Source organism: Pseudomonas sp. Irchel 3A18, assembly GCF_900187465.1.
In the GTDB taxonomy this organism is placed as follows: Bacteria; Pseudomonadota; Gammaproteobacteria; order Pseudomonadales; family Pseudomonadaceae; genus Aquipseudomonas; species Aquipseudomonas cichorii.
The window spans coordinates 16,068-34,612 of record NZ_FYDI01000007.1; the positions used below are offsets into that span (position 1 = coordinate 16,068).

Genomic DNA, 18,545 nt, shown 5'->3' on the forward strand with positions numbered 1-18,545 from the left:
AATGGATAACGGCTATGTATCAATCGAGTTTTGCGGATGCCTATAAGGGGCGCCGCTTCGTAATGCGTTTCGGTCAATACCCAAATGGGGTGATAGCCGAGTTGGAAATCGACGGCCTGCCGAAGATTAAATACAGCGACAAAATCTGGCAGGACAAAGAATCGGCGCAAACCGAGCTTGATGCTGAAGCGCGCAGGATGATTGATGAGCTTCGGGATTAGTCTTCTCGACCGATCCGCAAAGATTCACGCCGATAGGCCAGCTCCAGTTTCCGCGCCACGCTTTCAGAGATAGTGATTTTGTGGCGCGGCGGAGTGAAGAAAGGGCGAGAGCCTTCGGGGCCGAGAGCATGCAAATGATGCAAGGCCAGAGTCATTGCCTCGCCTTGCTCTTCAATACCGTGCCAGGCCATAAGTTCAGACAGAACAGTTCGGGTTCCCAGTCTGGCTCGCAGTCTCAGCTCTTCCTCGCCATTCGCTTTGCGCTTTTCCGCAGACTTCGCGGAGCGCGCTTTCTGATCCGCAGGCATGACACAACTCCGCATAACCGCTTGGAGGGATTTTGATGTGCAACTGCTTTCGGCGCTGTCGCACTCTGTTGTTGATGCGTTTCATGCCGCGACCTTCACTTGATGCCATGCACCGGCTGCATAGAACAGTTTTGCGGCCGTGCTTTCCTCAAGCGTCAACTTAGCCGGAATAGCGATCCATCCCGATGCGACCATGTGGTTTGGGTTGCAGGAGTTCCGCAGCTCCAGGTAGTGATGTTCGATCGCGTCAGCCAGTCGCTCGACCTTGTAGATACCCTCGGGCGAGATTTCAATCGACTTGATGTACTCGCCGCCGCGCTCGTCTCGACACATGGCGGCGATGTAAATCGTCCAGTGGTAGGAGAAGTCAAAGATGGCGTTGGCAATGGCCAGGCTGCGAATTTGCTTGCAGCTCTTCCAGTTCACCATGACTTGCAATCCGCTTGGGTCGATGTTCACGACGGCGACGTGATTTGTACTGAGCAGGGCGCGACATGCACGCTCAGCCCGTGCCCGGCAGTTGTTTGCTTTGCGCTTTTTCATATCGCCTCCGTCATCCGGCGAATTGTTTCGGCCTCAGCGGGGCGAAGGCGGCGGCGCTTGCGAACAAGCACTGTCTCCGGGTCGATCCGAGAGCTGCGCGGAGCGGGAGTAGGGCGCTCGGGAATGCCCGGGCCAACATGCACCTGGCCGCCGCGCATGAAAAAGGCAGCCTTAGCTGCCTCAAGTTTCGCCTGGCGCTCAGCGCTTGCGACGATGTAGTTATCAGTCATGAAAGCCTCACTTGATCCTGATCGATGACTGTCCGCGCTCCAGATGGGCACCCTTAACGTCCTGGCCTGCCTTAATGCGATCGGCAATTGCTTTCTTGTCCGGAGTCGTCACCACTTTTGTGGAAACAAGCTCATCTTCAAGAAGCTTTACATCATCGACGATCACCGACTCTCTACCCTTTGCAAGGGTGATAGTGAACAGGGGGCAACTGATCCTGGTGATATCAGCAGCCTCCATGTTCTCGCGCAGGTAGTCGATGATCTGGCCCTTTCGATTGGACATGATGCGCTTGCGTTCCTGAAGTCGCTCGATCTCGGCTTCCACAGCATCGATGTCGCCGTCCATGTTCAAGATGACCCGGCTCACAGCCAAGGCCTTGTCGTTGAATTCGGCCTCGATTCCGCCCATTGTGTCGCGCACTGCGATAGCCATGTCTTCATCGGCCCCATCCATCAGCGCCGACAATTCCTTGAACTGACCTGTCAATTCGTAAAGGCTGCTCATGCGGCTTGCTCCTTTTTAGAGTTGGCAGCTTCGATAAAAGCCTTTCTCTCTTCAAAGGCTTCAGTCAGGCGGCGCAGGAACGATGTTTCGTTACGGGCCGCAGCACTCTTCACGTAGCGCGTGTTGAGCGTTTTCAGCTCATGCATGGTTACGGCGCCCGCCATTGTTTCCACGGCAGACTTGAGCCATTCCAGGCGTTCTTGTTTTTGTTGTTCTTCTGCGGCCGCCTTGTCCTCGGCTTTCTCAATAGCGACTTCCTCGCGCACAGAGTCGACGTAGGATGCATCGTCAAATAGGCCCATGTGGATGTCAGCAGAGAATCCGAGAGGCTGGAGACACTTTCCTATGGCATCGGTCAGCGACTTCTTGGCTGGCTCCCAATCGGTGATGATCTTGCCTTGCTGGAGTAGAACGAATGGTGTGTGACCGTAGTGCTCTACGGTGCACTTCTGTCCATCCTTGCCCAGATACCAGAGCTGAACTTTCAGCGTATGCAGCTTTGCGTTGATTAAAGGCGCGTCGGGCCACTCCTTCGTGGGAGCCATCAGGGGTGCCCCCTCATCAAAGCGATCTTCCAGAACAACCCAGCCCCAGCCCTCGCCGCAAGGGCCAAAAACCTCGGTGGCCCTGCGCATTAGATAAGTAGGCTTGATGGCAGTGCCTTTGAAGCCGCCCATGCCGGTGAAATCCTTCGTTGCCCCTGGGTCAGTCTTGTCGACTTGATCCCAGATGCGCATGTTTGTGGACATGGCCGACTCCTAAGCGCTAAGTTTTTTGATGATGGCTTCGCCGACCTGCGCTTCAATCAACTCGCGCAGTTCGGTGCTGCTGTATCCGGCGATGACTTTGGCAACCCGCTCATGAATTGCTGGTTTGAGTTCGTCCACGGCAGTCTGCAAATGATCGAACCCCTTGCTTGACGCCCGATCCCAAGCATTTGGCGGAGAGAAAACTGTGGTCGAACTCAGGTTGTTAATAACCTTGATGGCATTCGTCTTCAGCGTTTCAACCATTCCGCCATCGAAGTGCTGATCAACGATTTCGCCAACCATGTGGTAGGCCGCATTGCTTAAGATGCGCTCGAAGTCTTTTCTGGCCTGCTGGGCGGCAGCTTCGCGAAAGGCTTCCCGGGCAATCTGGGTTTTTTCCTGATCGCTCAGATAATCATTGATGTTCAAGGTGAGTTCAGACATAGCGAATCCTCGACGCTCCGTGTCGGGCGCCTTATTCAAATATTGGGTTCAGTTGGTGATGCGTTCAGCGTATGCGCTGGCGAGCATCCAGGCAGTTAGGAACAAAAGGGCGATTGCCGATCCGCGCCAGAAGGCGAAGCGGCGGGCGCGCTGTAGGCGGGTCATCACGGCCTCAATGACTGGCGAACCAGGTCGTGAAGCGCCTTGCCGCTGCGGCTGATCTTCTGTCCGCGCAGTTGCCACTTGCGGGTGCTGGGCCAGCAGTCAATTATCCTGCCATCCGGCAGCCTGAGCACAACATGGAAGCCGTTGTTGTGCTTCGTGTGCGCGACACCGGTATTTCCCAGCCATGCCTCAAAGCGGATCATGGCTAGCTGCTTCTCAATCTTCTTATCGCGGAGCGGAAGTGGATCACCACCACATTCACCGCAGGCTCTTGGGTGCCCGCAGCTATCGCCGATCAACTGGCAGCAAGACATGCAGTGGCTTCCATCGTCGATATTTTCTTCGTAGAAGCTCATGCCAGAACCTCACAACGCCACCGCCCATTCTCCCGGCGCGGCTGGCGAACCCATTGAATTTGGGATATGTACAAAAAACCCCGCTGTTGCAGGGCTTGGGTCATGCCTTCAAAAGAGCTTGCAGTGATGTTCATGCTGCACTCCTGAGTTTTACGATCCTGTTTCCAGTCTTTACCGCAAGTGCCTCGCGGTAGCATTCGGCGTCACTGACGGGAAGCTGCTCAAGCAAGACAGCCATTTCGATCATGCCTTCGATGAAAGTCCGGTCTTGAGCCGGGAGGGCTGAATTGGCCATTTTGGCGATCTGCAACTGGATGAAGGCGTGCGCGGCATGGGTGCTCATAGCGAATCCTCCTGATCGGCAATCACGCCGTCGGCTGCAAAGGGGCGCAATAGGCCCTCGGCTTGCTCAATAAACGCCCGTCGCACCCCTTGAGGAAGTTCGAGCGCTTCGCTCAGCGCCTCGCGGGCAGTTCCGATATCGCCGGCCTCAATCGCATGAATCATTTTGCCAAGCACTGAATTGCTGGCTCCCTTGCGGCTTGTGCGAGCCATCAATAGCTCATCAAGAGCCACATGAAAGCGCTCTTGATTGACACCCTGAGGCTGCTTGCCGAAGCGCTTGAACTGCACATCAGCACCAATCATGAGCTGAAGAGCTGACTCATAGGCCCACTCCCTTTCCGCGTCAGTCAGGATCAGCGGAGCAACGTTCATTGCTGCGTTCATGATCGCCTCCAGGGCTATTCGGCGGGCGGCGCGGGAAGTGGCTGCCAATGGGTGATATCGCTGGTAGGCGTTTCCTCGCCATCGAACCACTCGACGACGGCGCTAAAGACGCCACCATTTGAGAATACGATTACCTCAACAGAGCGGTTGAGCGGGGGAATCTGCCTACCACTAACCTCGCATGGCGCATCAAGCCTTTCGCCCAAAGGCGGCAGCCGATCCGTGATAGCGATCCAGCCCCTTGCCGCTTTCACCTGAGCCAGTTCAGCCTCAAGCCGTGCGATGGTCGAGTAGGCCATCTGTTCGCGCTGGGTAGGCTTCTTCATGGCTCTTCTCCCTGACGCCGACGCTCAGTCGCCATTTCCATATCCAGGTCATGGCGCTCTTCGCTGATCAGCTCGGCCACGGCATTTTCAATAGTGTCCATGGCCTGCTGCTCGTCGGCGGCGCGGCGAATCATCACGCGCAGCAGTTGAATAGCTGCATCGAGGCGCGTCTCGTAAACGTGCGCGATAAATCCACTGGCCGCTGGCTCTTGAACCAGAACCTGTCCGGAAGCGCTCATTCCGCTCATTGATTGATCCTCTGGACCGCATTGGCCGGACACCAGTACAGGCGACCAGCCGTCTACGCAGCGTTAGCGAAGACCTGGTGCCCGCCGATGCGGTCGAAATTGAAATTGAAGGGAAGGGGATGCAGGCGCCCGGAGCCGCCCGGGAAGCATCTGGTCTGACCGGGCAGGTCCCGGATTCGCCTGCGGTGTTCGTCTTGCTTGGGAGTGGGCCTGCCCTAAGGCTGATGCGCGGTCACATCGACGGCCCTGTTTTCCGCTGCCTGTCCAGGTATTGGGCTCAGCCTTCAGGCTTGCTGCGCCCGGCGGGTGTTGCGATGAGTTACTTCATATCGGTATCTCCTGCTGTTCGCTCACTGGGAAGGCAGTGACCACCTATTTAATGGGTTGATGCAGAGGGCCGGACGCTACCCCGGCTATCCTCATTAGGCCGACAAAGCCTTTCTCTCAAGTTCCGGCTCTAGCCCCAGCAGGCATACCGGACGTCGCTCAAAGCGGCTGGTACTACAGGCAGTTTTTCAGGTGGACGCCTATCCGTTGTCCTGCGTGTCTGCTTTCCACGCCGCATCTGCATCGGTGGATGGCTCTCTCCGCACATCCACCCGGCGCTGGGCTTATGTGCGATTTACGAGAGCCATCCCCGATGCAACCTCTTTCGAGGTGAAAGCCCGAGCATTCCCGGGCTTTCCGTCTCAGGTTGGTATTCTTGGCGGGACGGCAGCCTCCAGAACGGTTGCCGCCCCGTTTCTCAATCGCGGCTTCTCGCGTATGTCGTGTGATGGATCGGTTGGCAGGCCGCTTTCAGATTGCGGTTCTGGCCGCGCATGGCTGAGCGCTGCGCCGATCAGGAAAAGTAGGAGCATATGATTCTCCGATTGAAGGCTGATGCATAAGGCTGGACGCTACCCCAGCTTTGGAACGTTCATGCTCTGTGTAATGGCCGCAGCGCGTTCGGTATCGCCCGATTGCTCGGCAAGGCTGCAGTACGTCCGAATCCAGGGGCCTGTTTCCACCAGTACAAGAAGGTGTGCACTTACCCACCTTGGTTCCAATCTCCAAGGAGCGATCCCCATCGAGTCATGCCGTGTTTAGCGTGTCTGCGAGGCGCAGTATCGGGCCCATCTTTCCACGCCGCTTATGCTGTGTTGCGTTGATGCAGGGGCCGACTTAACGGCTTGAAATCATCCGCATCAGGGTGTGATCTGACCGGCACTGATCTCCGGTATTGGTCGCGCCATAGTACTGGGGTAGGAGCAACCGGCTTCCATGGGCTCGCGCATCAGCCTGCGCATTCAGATCACACTCAGATGCGGCCTGCGTGAGGCGCAGGCCCTTAAAAGCAATGAATAAATGATCAAATAGGCAATCTGCGGACGGGACGGACGAAACACTCGCCGTGCTTGACGTAGATGAACTGAATGCCATCTTCAAAATGCAGAAGGAAAGCGTGGTTGGCTGAGCGCTGCGAAGATGACCAGTACCAGTCTTTTGCGAACGACTCTGGTGCGTACTGCCACCCTTGGTTCAGCTCGCCGACGGCAGGCAGATAGAAGTCCTTGTGGTCGTCTGCCGTGTAGCTTGCGGCTGCAATGGCGGCGTGATGCACACCCTCATTAGCGAGTAATGCCTTCGTGTTTGCGCGGCCATCAGTGCGGCTTTCAGCGTCAACTTTGACGCCGTAGTCGCCGAATGCATGGCGGCCCGGCACATCGTTCGCGGCGTAGATCACGTGGCACAGGCCTTCGGGATACTGTCGGATGCCGCCGTAGATACCGCCTTGGCCGGGCCAGATTTGGCCGATGGCCGGAGGAGTCAACTTCTGTTCTGCGTTCATGTGCTGTTCCTGTTTGATGTGTGGGGCGGGATGCATCGGAGAGTGATCTGTGACTACTGCCGCCGTCTGTTTCCGGCTTCCGGTGCCAAGCGGTTATGTGTGGACTCGGGCGCAGCGTTTTCATGCAGATCACTCACCGATGAACCCTGCAGTTGAGCTGAGGGCATCGGGCCGTCTTTCCGACTGTCAAACACTGCTTTGGAGTGTTCACAAAGGCCGTATTGCCCGACGGTCGTGGCGGGGCCGGATCAATCCCCGGTCAGGATTCGTTTTCGCTAATTGCTAAACAGGCGAGTTTCCGTCCGGCTCACCGTGCGAAAGGTATTCATGGATCTTGTCGGAGCCGATGTGCTCCAGGGTGTCATCTGGATCGCTGTTTGCCAGCAGCCAGGTTCGCACCTCCTCTTCGCCGATCTGCTCCAGCAGCTTTGCGGCACCTACTTCACTGACGACATCCACGGCGTCCAGGTCGTGAAGACGATCATCCAGATCAAGCTGAGCTGCGATTTCTCGACCGCTACCGATCACCGTGACGCTGACGCCGACGGTTTGATATCTGCCTTCGATGCTGACACTGCTTGCTGGGAAAGTAATTTCCATGCTGTGACTCCTGTGTGATTTCCCAATGCCTCTGATGCAGAGGCATGAGTGAAATGCTCGATGGCTTAGCACGTCATGTGATCGAATTGACTTCCGCCGGTGTCGCGATTTCCATCCCCCTGAGCAATCGCGTCGTAGTGAAAGAACAACGTTCCCGAAGCGCGAAACTCCTCGTCCTCATTGCTCAGGCCGATGCTTGAGGTGATGCGTGTATTCCTGTCATTTGCAAAGAAGCGAACCCGGAAGTCGCCCAGCTCTGCAATGGTGTGCCCGTTGATTTCTTGGCTGGTGAAATTGAACATCATGAATCCCTCCGGTTGATTTCCCGTCTGGCCCTACTGTGTAAGCCAGGGCCAGCCAGTGAAATCTTCATGCTGCGGCTTTGCAGTCGGCTGCTGTCATACGGTGACCGTCTGTGCACTCGACTACGTGCACCGAGGCGTGATATCCACGCTCGACATTTAAACGGTTTGCTTCGCGGATGCAGGCGGCCAAGTCGTTGTGGGAAAAAACCTCCAGCTCGCCGCGCAGGGTGACGCGAATTACTTTGTTCATGGTGTTCTCCTCTGGATTCAACAAAACGCCCGGTCGCCCAGGCGCTTCAGTAAATCGTTCGGTCTCAAATCAGGCCCCGGTCGCTCATCCGGCTTGGTAAGCGTTCGTAGCTACCAGCCGGCCAGCTTCATCGCGTGTTCGTGCGCATGCTCGGCAATAATGTCGTGAATCCTGAAGTCTTCATCCACACTGAATGCCGGGTTACATACTGAGCAGTGCCCGGACACCTGAACCTCCGCTTGGTGAGCAACCTCGTCGTGGTCGCGGAAGCAGTTGGGGCAGGTCACCAGTTCGCCATCAGGGCGAACCGAGGCGCAGCATCTTTCTGCTTCATCTTCTTCGTCGCAGACCTCGTCGCATACAGGGCAAACCCACCCCTCCATCGGAGTCGGCATGCAGCAGCGTTCGGCATCCCAATGCGAATCGTGAACCTCTCCACAATCGCCACATCGGTAGACTTTCTTCGGCATGTCTATGCCCTCCGTTGTTTTCCCGGATGCCACTCATGGAATGGCATCTAGTGAAATCTGGTGTTGCTGGGTTCCGTTACGCGCCACGGTTTCCTGGGCTGCCTTGCGGCTATCTCCACCACGCTAGGTGCGAGTCATCTCTCACCAGCGCCGCACATTTCGTGTTCGGTGCATTGCCAGTTTGTCTGCGTGGTTTCGCGTGCTTGCATGAGGAAGCACGGCAGCTATCCAGAGGCTGCATGGACGACGGTTTAGCTTTCTCACCACCGGCTGGCCGGTACGTCGTTGGGTCACGTCAGATTTTGAAAGAGCGGGGCTTTTGAGGGCCTGAGGCGCTGTGTTCTGCGCTTCGATGGATCAAAATTAGCACTGCTGATATTTGCGTGTCAACAGCAGTGCTAATATTTTTATTGCGTTCAAAAAAAAGCCCGCTCAATGGCGGGCCAGGTCGGCTATGCAGGTCGTTAGATAATCAGCAGGTCGACGCAGGATGTGCAGGCCTGCCAGAGAATTAGCAGGTCGACAACGCAAGTGCAGGTCGAGCGCAATGATGCAGGTGGTGCAGGTGGATTTGAGCGCGGAGCAGGGGGGGCAGGAATATTCTGGCCGGAAGTAGATTTTGGGCCGGGATCAGGTCAGGCGGGATGGGAGAAAACGAAAAGCCCGGCGGAACACCGGGCATGAGTCAATGGGGATTATTAAGTGCACCTGGCCATATCGTGGCGCATTGCGGATTCCGAGAAGAGCGCTTGAATCTGCTTGGCGTTACTAGGAAATGTAAAGATGTCAGGCTTATTTGAGCGAAGGAGGAAGCTGTTTCCCCTTGGAGGGCTTACTCGGAACTGCACGTCCAGTCGGCCCAGGCGAATGAGCGTGATCTTCAACCCTGGCGGGGTACAGGCGGTTAGGTTTTTGGTGATGCTATCTGCGTATGGCATGAGGTTCCTCCTGAGTGAAGGCTTGGAGGCTATGTGACTGGAAAAACTCCGCAAGCCATTTTCAAATTATTAATAATTGAAGATGGGAAGGGCAGATAGGAAAAGCCCGGCGCTGGGCCGGGCTTGTTTTAGCGATTTCGTTATCCCAGTATGTGCTTTGCGGCGGCGCCAAGCGCTGCCGAGGCAAGGGCGCCAATCACGATTGCAGCGCCAAGGTACTTGGCCATGGTGACCCTTATCCCGTTCACATCATCGGAAACCTTTTTGGTGTCCGCTTTTATGCTGCTCACATCCTTCTCGATACGCTCGAATCTGGCTTCAGAAATTTTTTCCCAGGCCTTATCTCGTTCAGCCTGTGCAGCGAGGAAGCCGGAAAATTTCTCTGAAAGCGCCGCGTCTCTTGCGGCCTGCTCAAAGCGGAAAGATTCCTGGCGCAGATCAACCTCTCGCCGGACTTGCTCGTCGCGAAGTTCAAGCTCGCTCTTGTAGTCAAGTACGCGCTTTTCCGCATCATGCTCCATCCTGTCGATGCGCTTATCCATCCGCTCTTCAATAGCAGACAAGGTTGACCTGAGTTCTTCGCGAGTAATATCGTTCATAGCTCCAGTATCGCTCTGCTTGGTCGCATTGTCACGGGCGGCATCGGTAGTCTGTGTTGGCTCTTGCGGCCAAGCGCTATACCGGGAGCGAGCAATGCTGAAACCTCGTTCGCGACCCATTGCAATATCGAGCCACTGAGGGGCGCTTTCAACATAGCCCAATGGGGTCGATAATCGCCGCCCATCTGAGCGGGACTTTTCCGAGCCAACGATCATTCGTCAACCTCGTCAAAGATGGCTTCTCGCACCGATTCATGTATGGCTATAGGGCGCACAAATCTACATTTCTTACAAATCAGGGGGATGACTGGAAGCCCGGACATGAATAGCTCCCCACGAGCATTACACCAAGCTAAAGCTGATGAACATACGCCTTCCGGGATTGCAATTTCCCAAGCGTCGGTTTTACAAAAAGGGCAGGTCGCCGACGCGGAAATTTCCGACATCCACGCATTCAGTTTTGGAATGTTTAGAACTTCTTTTTTTGGTGCTGTTGCATCTACTGCCATTACTCGCGCTCCATCCATTGTCTGGCGAAATGAAATCCAGCTTGTTTTTTAATAACTGCACCAAGCACTTCTAGATGCGTACCATTCTGCTAAAGCATGCTGCCGTGGAATCCAGATCAGCAGCACCTCCCCGGAGCCTGCCTACAAATCCCCGCCGCGCCAGATGACGCGACCAACGATCCGGTGTTCATTCTGCTCACTGCGCCTGAAGGATCGATCTTTGAATGATGCCTTATCGGTGTTATCGCTACGCAGAATCCACATATCTAAGGGAGCCTTTACTAGGCGTTTGACGATCGTCCCGTCAGTTAAGCTTTCGATCACGAACACTCCGCCGTCCAGGGGCTCAACTTGAGAGCTATCGACCAGCAGTACATCCTGATGACTAATCGTTGGCCACATGCTTTCACCGTTGGCGTATATGACGCGCAGATTCCTTGCTTGTACGCCTTTGGCTTTGAGCCATTCCTTCTTGAACGCCAAGGTGCTGCGAATCTCAACGTGCGGATTGTCATGCCCGGCACCGGCGGCGGCCACTGCTGTGTACTGAGGTATGAAGGCGTAGCTGCTATCCAGATCTATATCTGGTTCACTTCTGGTTGGCAGCGGGGTATGTGATACGCCCTCCGCTGGAGGGTGAGGGGTAGTATCGGCACCGTCAACGGCTCGCACTATGCCGCTCGCCAGAGTGGGGCTTACCTCTTCAAGCCGAAAATCAAGTGCAGCCGAAAGCTTTACGAGAGCATCAAGGTTCAATGCAACCTTGCCGTTTGAGTACTGGCTGAACGCGCTTTGAGGGGAATTCCACCCGCAGCGCTCTCCAACCTCTGCCTGATTCAGTGTAGGCACATCACCGCGCAGCTTCGATTCTCGCACTCGCCGCTTATATATTTCGCGCAAACGCTCAGCATCGGCAAGTTGCCAGCCATCAAGCGGGGTTCGGTTTGGTTTCTTCATATTCTCGATTAAGTAGCAGGGCTGATATTTAATCAAACAGCACTGCTAATCCTTTTCTTGTTTTATTCAAAACAGCAGTGCTAATATCTCGCCAAACCCATCAGAGACACGCCAATGAAGACCGTAACCCTTGGGGAGTACCTGGCAACTCACGGCACCCAGAGCGACCTCGCCAAGGCTCTGGGGATTCAGCAGAGCGCGGTATCCCAGATGCACAGATCGGGACGAACTATCACCATCACCTTGATGGATGACGGTTCGATTTCGGCCAACGAAATCAGGCCCATTCCTGCACGAAAATCCGCCGCCTAACCAATTCATCAGCCACAAGGAGCAACACATGTACGCCGATCAATCGCACAAGCGTGATACGCCCAGGAAGGTGCGCTTCAACAAAACGCTTGACCGCCTGCTCAGTCGTGCTGCTGAGCGAGCCGAAATGCAGCACGCCACATACCTGTACGAAATGATCGAGTGGGCCGTTGAAAACGGGGCGATTGAGGCGTTGAGCAAGGACGGGAAAGAGTCTAGCGCCGCATAGAGGCCCTTTGGAGGTTCCAGTGCCAGAAATTGACTACGAGCGCCTGAGTGATGGCGCGAAGAGGAAGGTCGCGGCTTTTGCACTGAGTAAGGGTATGAGCATTGACAAGGCGCTTGAGGCGATTGCCATCGAGTTCCTGGCCATGGGGGGACCGTCTCAGATGAGGCGACCCAAAGCCAAGCTGTACCAATTAGCCCCTAAAGAGGGCCTCAAGCGTGACTGACACAAAAACCGCAGACGCAAAATAAATCCGGAGAAAGCGATGACACCTGAGGACCTTAACAACGAAATCAAGCTGATCTTTGCTCGGGCGTGCGCAGAGGGCCTTAAGAATGAGGCTCGAGCGATCCTGGAGATTGACGATCACGACCAAAAAAAAGGCGCTGCGAGAAACTTCGCTGACGCCTTTTCGAGTGCTTTCTCTTTCGTGTGCGAGCGCTTTACAGAAGGCCAGAAATTGGACGGCTTGCCCCCCGACTCTTCTTCTCGTACAAGCCAGTTGAATAGTACTCGCGCAATTGCTCCTCAATCTGGCGAAGAGAAATCTTGTCCAGTTCCAGGCGATTCCCCTGCGAGAAAACCAACTGCTCCGGGATCTGGCCGCTAGCTATGAGCGCATTCAGCGTGTCCCGGGCCATTTGCTCTACAGATTTTTCAGTCATGTCCGGCCTCCGAGGCCTTTTCGTGTGGAAGCCAAAAGCTACCACGGATGCGCCGGACACCCAATCCAACTGCAGCACAAACCGCAGGCACAAAAAAGCCACCGGGCATGGTGGCTTCTTGTGCAGCACTTACAACAAAGTTCTGGAGCGAATAATGCCTAGTTCTCACTATAGCGTCAACCCGCTACCACCGCGCCACGAAATAGCGCCATCGCAAAACGTGGCGCGTAACGTATCCATGACCAGCCTGGAGCTGGTGGACTTCATCAACCAAGACCGTAAACGCCAAGCCCTATCTGCTGGAATGGCCTTTCCTTGCGATGGCTATCCAAAGCTGATGCATAAAAATCTGCTCAGCAAGGTGCCAGAAGTATTGGGGGAAACATCGGCTAAATTTTCAGCCAATCTCCCTGACCGGTACGGTCGCCCTCGCCGAGGCTATTCCTTCCCAAAGCGGGAGGCTTGCCTGATAGCCATGTCGTACAGCTACGACCTCCAGGCCAAGGTTTTCGACCGAATGAGCGCCTTGGAAGAGAGTGAAAAAGCAAAGCTGACGCCCGGCAGCCCAAAGATTGTTGGCGAGCTTGCGATTATGGAGTGCTTCACGCGACTGTTGAAGCCTGCTCCGTCCTGCCAGATGCAGATGCTGGCCAAGATCGCCGAGAACAACGGTCTTGATCCAAAATTCCTGCCGGCCTATGCCGTGGATGCTGCGCCCGATGCGGGTGACGGCGGTGGCTCAATGCCAACCAAGGCACTGACCGCGCTCATCAAGGAGTTCGGTATTGCCAGCACCGCTGCGGCTTTCAATCGCCTTCTGGAAAAGCATGGCTTCCTCAAGGTCATGCAGCGCAAGAACTCCAGACAAGAAATGGTCGACTTCTGGTCGGTGACTGAAAAGGGCCTGCGCTACGGCAAGAACCTGACCAGCCCTCAATCACCCCGCGAGACGCAGCCGCACTGGTATGTGGATCGCTTTCTCGAGCTTGCCAAATTGGTCGGGAAGGCCTGATATGCAATTCACCGTCACGATCAACCAGGTGAAGGCGCTTGAGTGGGGGCTGAACTCTCAGCAGGCCCTGCTGTTCGCCTTTATCTACGGCTGCCCGAGCTGGGCCAAACCGATCAAGACTGATGACGGGATCTTCTTCGCGCTGAGCAAGGCAAAAATCACCGAGGAGCTGCCGCTTCTCACTGACAAGCCGGACACCGCTTACCGCATGCTGAAGGCCCTGGAAGAGGCCGGTTTGATTGAGCTTTCCAGCACGTCAAACATCACTTTATTCCGTTTAACCGCGAAGTCTGTCGAGTGGAATCAGAAGCTTGACGGGTCGGAAAAATATCCGACCCCACCAAAGAACAAAGGCCGGAAAAAAATCCAATCTACCTCGGAAAAAAATCCGATCAAGGTCGGAAAAAAATCCGAGGAAGGGTCGGATAAATCTCCGACAAATCAGGATACCAATAATCAGGATACCAATCAGGGTACAAGTCAGAGCTTGCAGGACGCCTCGGCTGCGCCGCAGCAACCTGCCAACTTGGTGCTGGTGGCTGACAGCGGCCCTCGGTGTCCGATCCCGGCAGACATGCCTGGACCAAAGGATCAATCCTGCAAAACCTTCAAGGCCTGGGCGAACTACGCAATGGCCTACCGCAAGCGGTACCAAGCTTGGCCGGTTTGGAATGCGAAGGTGGGCGGCCAGCTTGGCCAATTGATCGACCGCTTGGGGATCGATGTTGCCCATCACGTCGCTGCGTACTTTGTGAGCATCAACGACTCGGGCCTGATTCGAGGATGCCATGGCATTGGCGACCTGCTGGCAAAGGCTGAGGCGTATCACACGCAATGGGCCACCAACCGTCAGATGACCGCAACGACTGCTCAGCAGATGGAGCGCAAGCAGGCGAACCTGAGTGCTGGCATGGAAGCCGCCGACCGAATCCGGCAACGGGCAGGGGGGCGGGACAATGAATTCCTCTCCTGAACGCATGAGCCAAGAGCAGGTTGCCCGACTGGCCTTGGCCATTTGCGCGACCGCCGAATCGTTGGGTTACACCCTGAGCGCTGACGCCGCTGAGCTGATGGCCGATGACCTTGCCGAGTATCCGGCCAAGGTCGTTGCCGGGGCGCTCAAGTCCTGCCGCCTGGAGCTGACCGGCAAGCTGACCACTGGCGCGATCATGCAGCGGATCAATGCTGCTGACGGTCGCCCTGGCAAGGATGAGGCTTGGTCCATTGCGCTTTCCGCTGCTGACGAAAGTGAAACCGTGGTCATGACCACCGAGATTCAGCAGGCGATGAATGCTGCTCAGCCGATCCTCGCTCGGGGCGACAAGGTGGGTGCCCGCATGGCGTTCCTGAGTGCATACGATCGGATGGTCGCTCAGGCTCGCACCGAGGCCACCCCGGCGAGTTGGACCGTATCGTTTGGCTTTGACCCGAATCGTCGCATTGCAGCCATTGAATCGGCGGTCCGCTCGAAGCTGATCAGCCATGAAGCTGGCGCCCGGTATCTGTCCGACCTGCGCATAGCGCCAATCAGCCAGGACGGGCAGGCCATAGCTGGACTACTGACCGGCACAGTCGTGCAGCCCACGGAAGCCAATCGAGCCCGCTGGCAGCAGCTCAAGGCTGACCTTCTGGCCGTCCGGCGCCGCAAATCCATTCAACAGCGCTGGGATGCCAGGCGTGAACGCCGTCGCCTTGCCGAACTCAAGGCTGCCCACGCGGCGAAGGCCGAGAAACTGATGCGTAAGGAGCACTCTCAATGAACAGAGCAACCCCTGTATCCCTTCGTAGCTCGCTTGAAGCTGCACACACTTTCGCAAATGCAGGTATCGACTTCGTGTGCGTTCCTGTTCTCAGCGAATCGGATCGTATTGACCTTGTGAATCAAGCCGCTGCCCGCTTCGAGCAGTTGATCCAGAACGCCGAAAAAAATGGAGGCCGCCCAATGAGCCAGTCCCGCGAACAATTTGAAGCTCGCTACCCGGTCCCGGCTGGCGTCCGCTGGAGCGAAGAAACCAGCCGCTACGCGCTGGTTGACATCAAGACGGCTCGTCATACCGGTTCGACCATCGCTGGGTACGAGGCTTACGTGCATTCCTGGGGTGTGTGGAAGGCCAGCCGCCAGGCCGTTGTCGTTCATTTGCCTCCTGCATTGCGTGGACTGATCGACGCTGATGATGTCCGCGATGAAATTGAGGCGGTAGGCCTAAGCTGCGAGGTGACACCATGAGCCTGTTCCAGTGCTACGCATGCGGCTGCAAGGAGAACACGGCCACCTGTAATTTCTGGTCTCGCATGAAAGGTCAGTGGCGCGGTTTGCCCAGCCAACCATGGATGCTCTGTTCTGCCTGCGACCCTGAAATTGGTAAATGGCACGGTGAGTTCGAGCGTGCATTCCTTCCTAAAGGCGAGTTCCGCACGAATGCCCAAGGCAACCTTGAGCATATCGCTACTGGGCAGACGTCCGGGCAATATTTGGCAGGAGGGTTGAAGCCATGACCATCGATAAGACCGAACTCAAGGCGCTGGCTGAGAAAGCAACTCCTGCGTCCGAATGGTACAACCCCGGCGACCTGCGCTACGCCGATGACAAAACCGGCGAGATTCACGGCCTTCATCACGACGATGACGCATTCATCGCCGCAGCCAGCCCGGCCATCATCCTGGTGCTACTGGGGGAGATTGAGCGCCTTGAGCAGTTCAAGGCCGCATACATGGAGTGGAGCGACAAAACCGATTGGTTCCAGTGCATTGCTACTGCCAAGGATCTCGGAAAGCACCGCGCCGATGTGCTGCACGAGCATTTCGACAGGCTCAAGGCCGAGAATGAGGCGCTGCGTAAGGATGCTGAGCGTTACCGATTTGTAAGTCAGCTTGCCTGGTATGTGGATCGTGCCGCGTATATCTACGACATTGGCAATGCAAAGTCTCCTTGGGCCGGTGAGCGTGCGCCAGTTGACGCTGACGATGTTGAGTATGCCATCGACGCGGCCATGGCCAAGGAGCAAAGCCATGACTGAGAAGATCAGCGTCAACTGCCAAGCCAAGCTCTCCGAGGCAATCACAAAGCTCAGCGCGATGTTTCGCGAAAAGAAGTTCGTGGTTGTCAGCCTGCGTCCGGGCAAGGACCGTACCCTGGACCAAAACGCCCTGTGGTTTGCGTTCTACAAGCGCATTGCTGAGATGACTCAGATCGGTGATGCGTCCGACGCCCGCAAGTACTGCAAGTTGCACCATGGCGTACAGATCCTCATCAACGAGGACGAGGATTACCGGGCAGCCTGGCATCGCACGACCAAGCATCTGTCATACGAGGAAAAGCTCGGCCTTATGGGTGATTGCAAATTGCTTGGTCCTGACGGGTTCCCGGTTACCAGTCTTTTCAACCGTGCCCAAGGTATCGCTTACACCGACCGCATCGTGACTGAGTTCACGTCGCTTGGCGTGTTCTTCGGCGATCTACTGGGTGAGGTGGCCGCATGAGCCATCAATTCAAGCCGGGCGATCTGGCGCTGGTGATCAATCACACATATCCGCCAGCCATTGGCTTGTGCGTTGAGCTGGTATCGCGCCACCTGGTGGGGCCGGTTGATCGCCGCAACCCAATGGACCCTGGCGTGTACGAGCAGGCCAAAGGCGATCCCATCTGGGTCGTTGCTGAAATGGAAGGGCAGGCGGACTGTATTGTTTGGGAGAAATGGATTATGCCTCTGCGCGGCGACTTCGCCCCTGAGCAGCAGAAGTCCGAGGCGGTGCTCGCATGAAGCGAACTCCACTGCAGCGCGCCGTGCCGCTGAAAGCCAGCGGTATCACTCCGCGCACTCCACGCAAGAAGACCTGCCGCAACTCGGCCTGCGCCAGCAAGTTCGTCCCGTCTCGAATGGGGCAGGTTGTCTGCAGTCCGGCCTGCGGCCTGGCTATCGCGCAGGAAAACCAGCCCAGGGCGAGGAAGGCTCTGGCCGAGGTCGGACGGCAAGAGCTGAAGGCGGCGAAAGAGCGGGTGAAGACCAAAGGCGAACACATGCGAGAGGCCCAGGCTCTGTTCAATCGCTGGATCAGGCTGCGTGACGCTCACCTGGGTTGCGTGAGTTGTGACAAGCCAGCGACCTGGCAGGGTCAATGGCACGCATCGCATTTCCTCAGTGTCGGCTCGTCGCCGGAGCATCGGTTCAACCCGCTCAACGTGCACAAGGCCTGCTCGGTCTGCAACAACCACTTGAGCGGGAACATTCATGGGTACAGGCCTGAGCTTGAACGCCGTATTGGCCTTACGGCAGTAGAGGCCCTGATAGGCCCCTGCGAGCCGAAGCGCTACACCATTCCTGATCTGCAAGAAATCAAGGCCGAGTGCCGGGCAAAAATCAAACAGCTTGAGGGGAAAGCAGCATGATCAAACTCAACAGCGCCCGGGCAGCCTGGCACGATGCGCTCTATACCCCATGGGATAGTCAGGGTGCCCACATCGAGCAAATCGGCCTGCTGGGTTGCTCTGTGCAGAAGACAGAGAGGTCAGTGAACAGCCGTCATGCCATGCATCAATCGATGTCGGCGCGCATCCAGCACGCGATCGCATCGCTGCCCGACCATCTGCAGGCATTCGGCAACCACATGTACAGCCCGCTCGCCGGTATAGACGATAAGGAGGAGGCGGACGAGCGCGTGCTGCACGCTGCCTATGCTCTGGGGCCGAAGATGACGGCGCGCAAGTTTGAGAAAGCGCGTTACGTGGCCATGGCTGTTCTGCACAGGTATCGCCGCATGCACCAGGGCGGGCAGAGCGAAGGTGTAGACCCGCTGCCAACAGTCGAGAAGATGCGGCTGTGGATTCTTGCTGAGTTCGGCGTGGCGCTCATTGGCCCAAACTGGGAGCGCGATTGGGGCGAATTTGTCGAGCGCTGTTTCGATGCCTGCAACCAGCTCGACAAGGCCGCTTTGGCGCCAGTTTCTCGGGCAATTTCAGTGATGAAAGAAGCTGCTTGATTTTTTGAGGGCGCTGCGGCACTATTTCGCCATCTTTAAAGTTTTGCCTTTGGCAAACCTCCTCAGAGCC

35 protein-coding genes are annotated in these 18,545 nt (G+C 56.3%); 15 read left to right on the top strand and 20 right to left on the bottom strand.

What is annotated here, in order from left to right:
- Positions 1-14 precede the first annotated feature (14 nt).
- Entirely contained in the window at positions 15-221 is a 207-nt protein-coding gene (locus CKW23_RS15465) for a hypothetical protein (protein ID WP_095067845.1), read from the top strand.
- On the opposite strand, the gene CKW23_RS15470 is transcribed toward CKW23_RS15465, so the two are convergent.
- The 18 genes from CKW23_RS15470 to CKW23_RS15555 form a co-directional block, all read right to left on the bottom strand.
- Positions 218-529, bottom strand: a complete 312-nt coding sequence (locus CKW23_RS15470) for a hypothetical protein (RefSeq protein WP_095067847.1) — start codon at positions 527-529, stop codon at positions 218-220. The two genes, CKW23_RS15465 and CKW23_RS15470, sit on opposite strands and share 4 nt — an antisense overlap.
- Positions 530-610: 81 nt before the next feature.
- A complete protein-coding gene (locus CKW23_RS15475) occupies positions 611-1,072 on the bottom strand; it encodes a hypothetical protein (RefSeq protein ID WP_095067848.1) in 462 nt (153 codons plus the stop codon).
- Complete coding sequence (locus CKW23_RS15480; protein WP_095067850.1) at positions 1,069-1,302, bottom strand: hypothetical protein; 234 nt, start codon at positions 1,300-1,302, stop codon at positions 1,069-1,071. Before CKW23_RS15480 ends, CKW23_RS15475 begins: the two co-directional genes overlap by 4 nt.
- Before the next feature lie 7 nt (positions 1,303-1,309).
- Positions 1,310-1,807, bottom strand: coding sequence for a siphovirus Gp157 family protein (locus CKW23_RS15485; RefSeq protein ID WP_095067852.1), 498 nt, complete (start codon positions 1,805-1,807; stop codon positions 1,310-1,312).
- Positions 1,804-2,556 (bottom strand): hypothetical protein, encoded by a 753-nt coding sequence (locus CKW23_RS15490; protein WP_095067854.1) that lies wholly within the window; start codon positions 2,554-2,556, stop codon positions 1,804-1,806. The genes CKW23_RS15485 and CKW23_RS15490 overlap by 4 nt, the downstream gene beginning before the upstream one ends.
- Positions 2,557-2,565: 9 nt before the next feature.
- Positions 2,566-3,000 (bottom strand): hypothetical protein, encoded by a 435-nt coding sequence (locus CKW23_RS15495; RefSeq protein ID WP_095067856.1) that lies wholly within the window; start codon positions 2,998-3,000, stop codon positions 2,566-2,568.
- 164 nt (positions 3,001-3,164) lie between these two features.
- Positions 3,165-3,521, bottom strand: coding sequence for a hypothetical protein (locus CKW23_RS26965; RefSeq protein WP_256590460.1), 357 nt, complete (start codon positions 3,519-3,521; stop codon positions 3,165-3,167).
- A complete protein-coding gene (locus CKW23_RS26490) occupies positions 3,518-3,655 on the bottom strand; it encodes a hypothetical protein (protein ID WP_159918433.1) in 138 nt (45 codons plus the stop codon). Before CKW23_RS26490 ends, CKW23_RS26965 begins: the two co-directional genes overlap by 4 nt.
- Positions 3,652-3,864 (bottom strand): hypothetical protein, encoded by a 213-nt coding sequence (locus tag CKW23_RS15505; protein WP_095067859.1) that lies wholly within the window; start codon positions 3,862-3,864, stop codon positions 3,652-3,654. Before CKW23_RS15505 ends, CKW23_RS26490 begins: the two co-directional genes overlap by 4 nt.
- Positions 3,861-4,250 carry a hypothetical protein gene (locus CKW23_RS15510; RefSeq protein ID WP_143498951.1) on the bottom strand — a complete coding sequence of 130 codons (390 nt, stop codon included), beginning with the start codon at positions 4,248-4,250 and terminating at the stop codon, positions 3,861-3,863. The genes CKW23_RS15505 and CKW23_RS15510 overlap by 4 nt, the downstream gene beginning before the upstream one ends.
- Before the next feature lie 14 nt (positions 4,251-4,264).
- Positions 4,265-4,576: a DUF551 domain-containing protein gene (locus CKW23_RS15515; RefSeq protein ID WP_095067863.1), complete on the bottom strand. Its 312-nt coding sequence runs from the start codon at positions 4,574-4,576 to the stop codon at positions 4,265-4,267.
- Positions 4,573-4,824 carry a hypothetical protein gene (locus CKW23_RS15520; RefSeq protein ID WP_256590461.1) on the bottom strand — a complete coding sequence of 84 codons (252 nt, stop codon included), beginning with the start codon at positions 4,822-4,824 and terminating at the stop codon, positions 4,573-4,575. Before CKW23_RS15520 ends, CKW23_RS15515 begins: the two co-directional genes overlap by 4 nt.
- Before the next feature lie 1,351 nt (positions 4,825-6,175).
- Positions 6,176-6,655 (bottom strand): DUF1566 domain-containing protein, encoded by a 480-nt coding sequence (locus tag CKW23_RS15525; RefSeq protein WP_095067867.1) that lies wholly within the window; start codon positions 6,653-6,655, stop codon positions 6,176-6,178.
- Between the two features lie 282 nt (positions 6,656-6,937).
- On the bottom strand, positions 6,938-7,255 hold the full coding sequence (locus tag CKW23_RS15530) for a hypothetical protein (RefSeq protein ID WP_095067869.1): 318 nt from the start codon (positions 7,253-7,255) through the stop codon (positions 6,938-6,940).
- A 65-nt stretch (positions 7,256-7,320) separates the two neighbouring features.
- On the bottom strand, positions 7,321-7,560 hold the full coding sequence (locus tag CKW23_RS15535; RefSeq protein WP_095067873.1) for a hypothetical protein: 240 nt from the start codon (positions 7,558-7,560) through the stop codon (positions 7,321-7,323).
- Between the two features lie 64 nt (positions 7,561-7,624).
- The gene (locus tag CKW23_RS15540; protein ID WP_095067875.1) at positions 7,625-7,810 is read right to left on the bottom strand and encodes a hypothetical protein; all 186 of its coding nucleotides are present in this window, start codon (positions 7,808-7,810) and stop codon (positions 7,625-7,627) included.
- A gap of 110 nt (positions 7,811-7,920) precedes the next feature.
- A complete protein-coding gene (locus tag CKW23_RS15545) occupies positions 7,921-8,280 on the bottom strand; it encodes a hypothetical protein (RefSeq protein ID WP_143498953.1) in 360 nt (119 codons plus the stop codon).
- A gap of 1,078 nt (positions 8,281-9,358) precedes the next feature.
- Positions 9,359-10,033: a hypothetical protein gene (locus CKW23_RS15555; RefSeq protein ID WP_143498955.1), complete on the bottom strand. Its 675-nt coding sequence runs from the start codon at positions 10,031-10,033 to the stop codon at positions 9,359-9,361.
- Between the two features lie 105 nt (positions 10,034-10,138).
- On the opposite strand from CKW23_RS15555, the gene CKW23_RS26260 reads away from it, so the two are divergent.
- Positions 10,139-10,378, top strand: a complete 240-nt coding sequence (locus CKW23_RS26260; protein ID WP_143498957.1) for a hypothetical protein — start codon at positions 10,139-10,141, stop codon at positions 10,376-10,378.
- Between the two features lie 89 nt (positions 10,379-10,467).
- Here the strand turns inward: CKW23_RS26260 and CKW23_RS15560 are convergent, their stop codons facing one another.
- On the bottom strand, positions 10,468-11,319 hold the full coding sequence (locus CKW23_RS15560) for a LexA family transcriptional regulator (RefSeq protein ID WP_256590462.1): 852 nt from the start codon (positions 11,317-11,319) through the stop codon (positions 10,468-10,470).
- 78 nt (positions 11,320-11,397) lie between these two features.
- Between CKW23_RS15560 and CKW23_RS15565 the strand changes: the two genes are divergently transcribed.
- The 3 genes from CKW23_RS15565 to CKW23_RS15575 are packed head-to-tail and all read left to right on the top strand — an operon-like array spanning position 11,398 to position 12,047.
- Positions 11,398-11,595: a Cro/CI family transcriptional regulator gene (locus CKW23_RS15565; protein ID WP_095067884.1), complete on the top strand. Its 198-nt coding sequence runs from the start codon at positions 11,398-11,400 to the stop codon at positions 11,593-11,595.
- A 28-nt stretch (positions 11,596-11,623) separates the two neighbouring features.
- The gene (locus CKW23_RS15570; protein WP_095067888.1) at positions 11,624-11,824 is read left to right on the top strand and encodes a hypothetical protein; all 201 of its coding nucleotides are present in this window, start codon (positions 11,624-11,626) and stop codon (positions 11,822-11,824) included.
- Positions 11,825-11,843: 19 nt separating this feature from the next.
- Positions 11,844-12,047 (top strand): hypothetical protein, encoded by a 204-nt coding sequence (locus CKW23_RS15575; protein ID WP_095067996.1) that lies wholly within the window; start codon positions 11,844-11,846, stop codon positions 12,045-12,047.
- A gap of 217 nt (positions 12,048-12,264) precedes the next feature.
- Here the strand turns inward: CKW23_RS15575 and CKW23_RS26690 are convergent, their stop codons facing one another.
- A complete protein-coding gene (locus CKW23_RS26690) occupies positions 12,265-12,486 on the bottom strand; it encodes a hypothetical protein (RefSeq protein WP_177434648.1) in 222 nt (73 codons plus the stop codon).
- Between the two features lie 154 nt (positions 12,487-12,640).
- Between CKW23_RS26690 and CKW23_RS26970 the strand changes: the two genes are divergently transcribed.
- Genes CKW23_RS26970 through CKW23_RS15635 form a run of 10 tightly spaced genes read left to right on the top strand, consistent with a single transcriptional unit; the run spans position 12,641 to position 18,475 of the window.
- Positions 12,641-13,498: a Rha family transcriptional regulator gene (locus CKW23_RS26970; RefSeq protein WP_256590463.1), complete on the top strand. Its 858-nt coding sequence runs from the start codon at positions 12,641-12,643 to the stop codon at positions 13,496-13,498.
- Position 13,499: 1 nt separating this feature from the next.
- A complete protein-coding gene (locus CKW23_RS15595; protein ID WP_095067891.1) occupies positions 13,500-14,471 on the top strand; it encodes a phage replication protein in 972 nt (323 codons plus the stop codon).
- Positions 14,455-15,258 (top strand): hypothetical protein, encoded by an 804-nt coding sequence (locus CKW23_RS15600; RefSeq protein ID WP_256590464.1) that lies wholly within the window; start codon positions 14,455-14,457, stop codon positions 15,256-15,258. Before CKW23_RS15595 ends, CKW23_RS15600 begins: the two co-directional genes overlap by 17 nt.
- Positions 15,255-15,725, top strand: a complete 471-nt coding sequence (locus CKW23_RS15605; RefSeq protein ID WP_095067894.1) for a DUF1382 family protein — start codon at positions 15,255-15,257, stop codon at positions 15,723-15,725. The genes CKW23_RS15600 and CKW23_RS15605 overlap by 4 nt, the downstream gene beginning before the upstream one ends.
- Positions 15,722-15,994, top strand: coding sequence for a hypothetical protein (locus CKW23_RS15610; protein WP_143498961.1), 273 nt, complete (start codon positions 15,722-15,724; stop codon positions 15,992-15,994). The genes CKW23_RS15605 and CKW23_RS15610 overlap by 4 nt, the downstream gene beginning before the upstream one ends.
- Entirely contained in the window at positions 15,991-16,515 is a 525-nt protein-coding gene (locus CKW23_RS15615) for an ead/Ea22-like family protein (protein ID WP_095067898.1), read from the top strand. Before CKW23_RS15610 ends, CKW23_RS15615 begins: the two co-directional genes overlap by 4 nt.
- Positions 16,508-16,978, top strand: coding sequence for a hypothetical protein (locus CKW23_RS15620; RefSeq protein ID WP_095067900.1), 471 nt, complete (start codon positions 16,508-16,510; stop codon positions 16,976-16,978). Before CKW23_RS15615 ends, CKW23_RS15620 begins: the two co-directional genes overlap by 8 nt.
- Positions 16,975-17,259, top strand: a complete 285-nt coding sequence (locus tag CKW23_RS15625) for a hypothetical protein (RefSeq protein ID WP_095067902.1) — start codon at positions 16,975-16,977, stop codon at positions 17,257-17,259. Before CKW23_RS15620 ends, CKW23_RS15625 begins: the two co-directional genes overlap by 4 nt.
- Positions 17,256-17,885: a recombination protein NinG gene (locus CKW23_RS15630; protein ID WP_177434649.1), complete on the top strand. Its 630-nt coding sequence runs from the start codon at positions 17,256-17,258 to the stop codon at positions 17,883-17,885. The genes CKW23_RS15625 and CKW23_RS15630 overlap by 4 nt, the downstream gene beginning before the upstream one ends.
- Positions 17,882-18,475 (top strand): hypothetical protein, encoded by a 594-nt coding sequence (locus CKW23_RS15635; protein WP_256590465.1) that lies wholly within the window; start codon positions 17,882-17,884, stop codon positions 18,473-18,475. Before CKW23_RS15630 ends, CKW23_RS15635 begins: the two co-directional genes overlap by 4 nt.
- Positions 18,476-18,545: the final 70 nt, after the last annotated feature.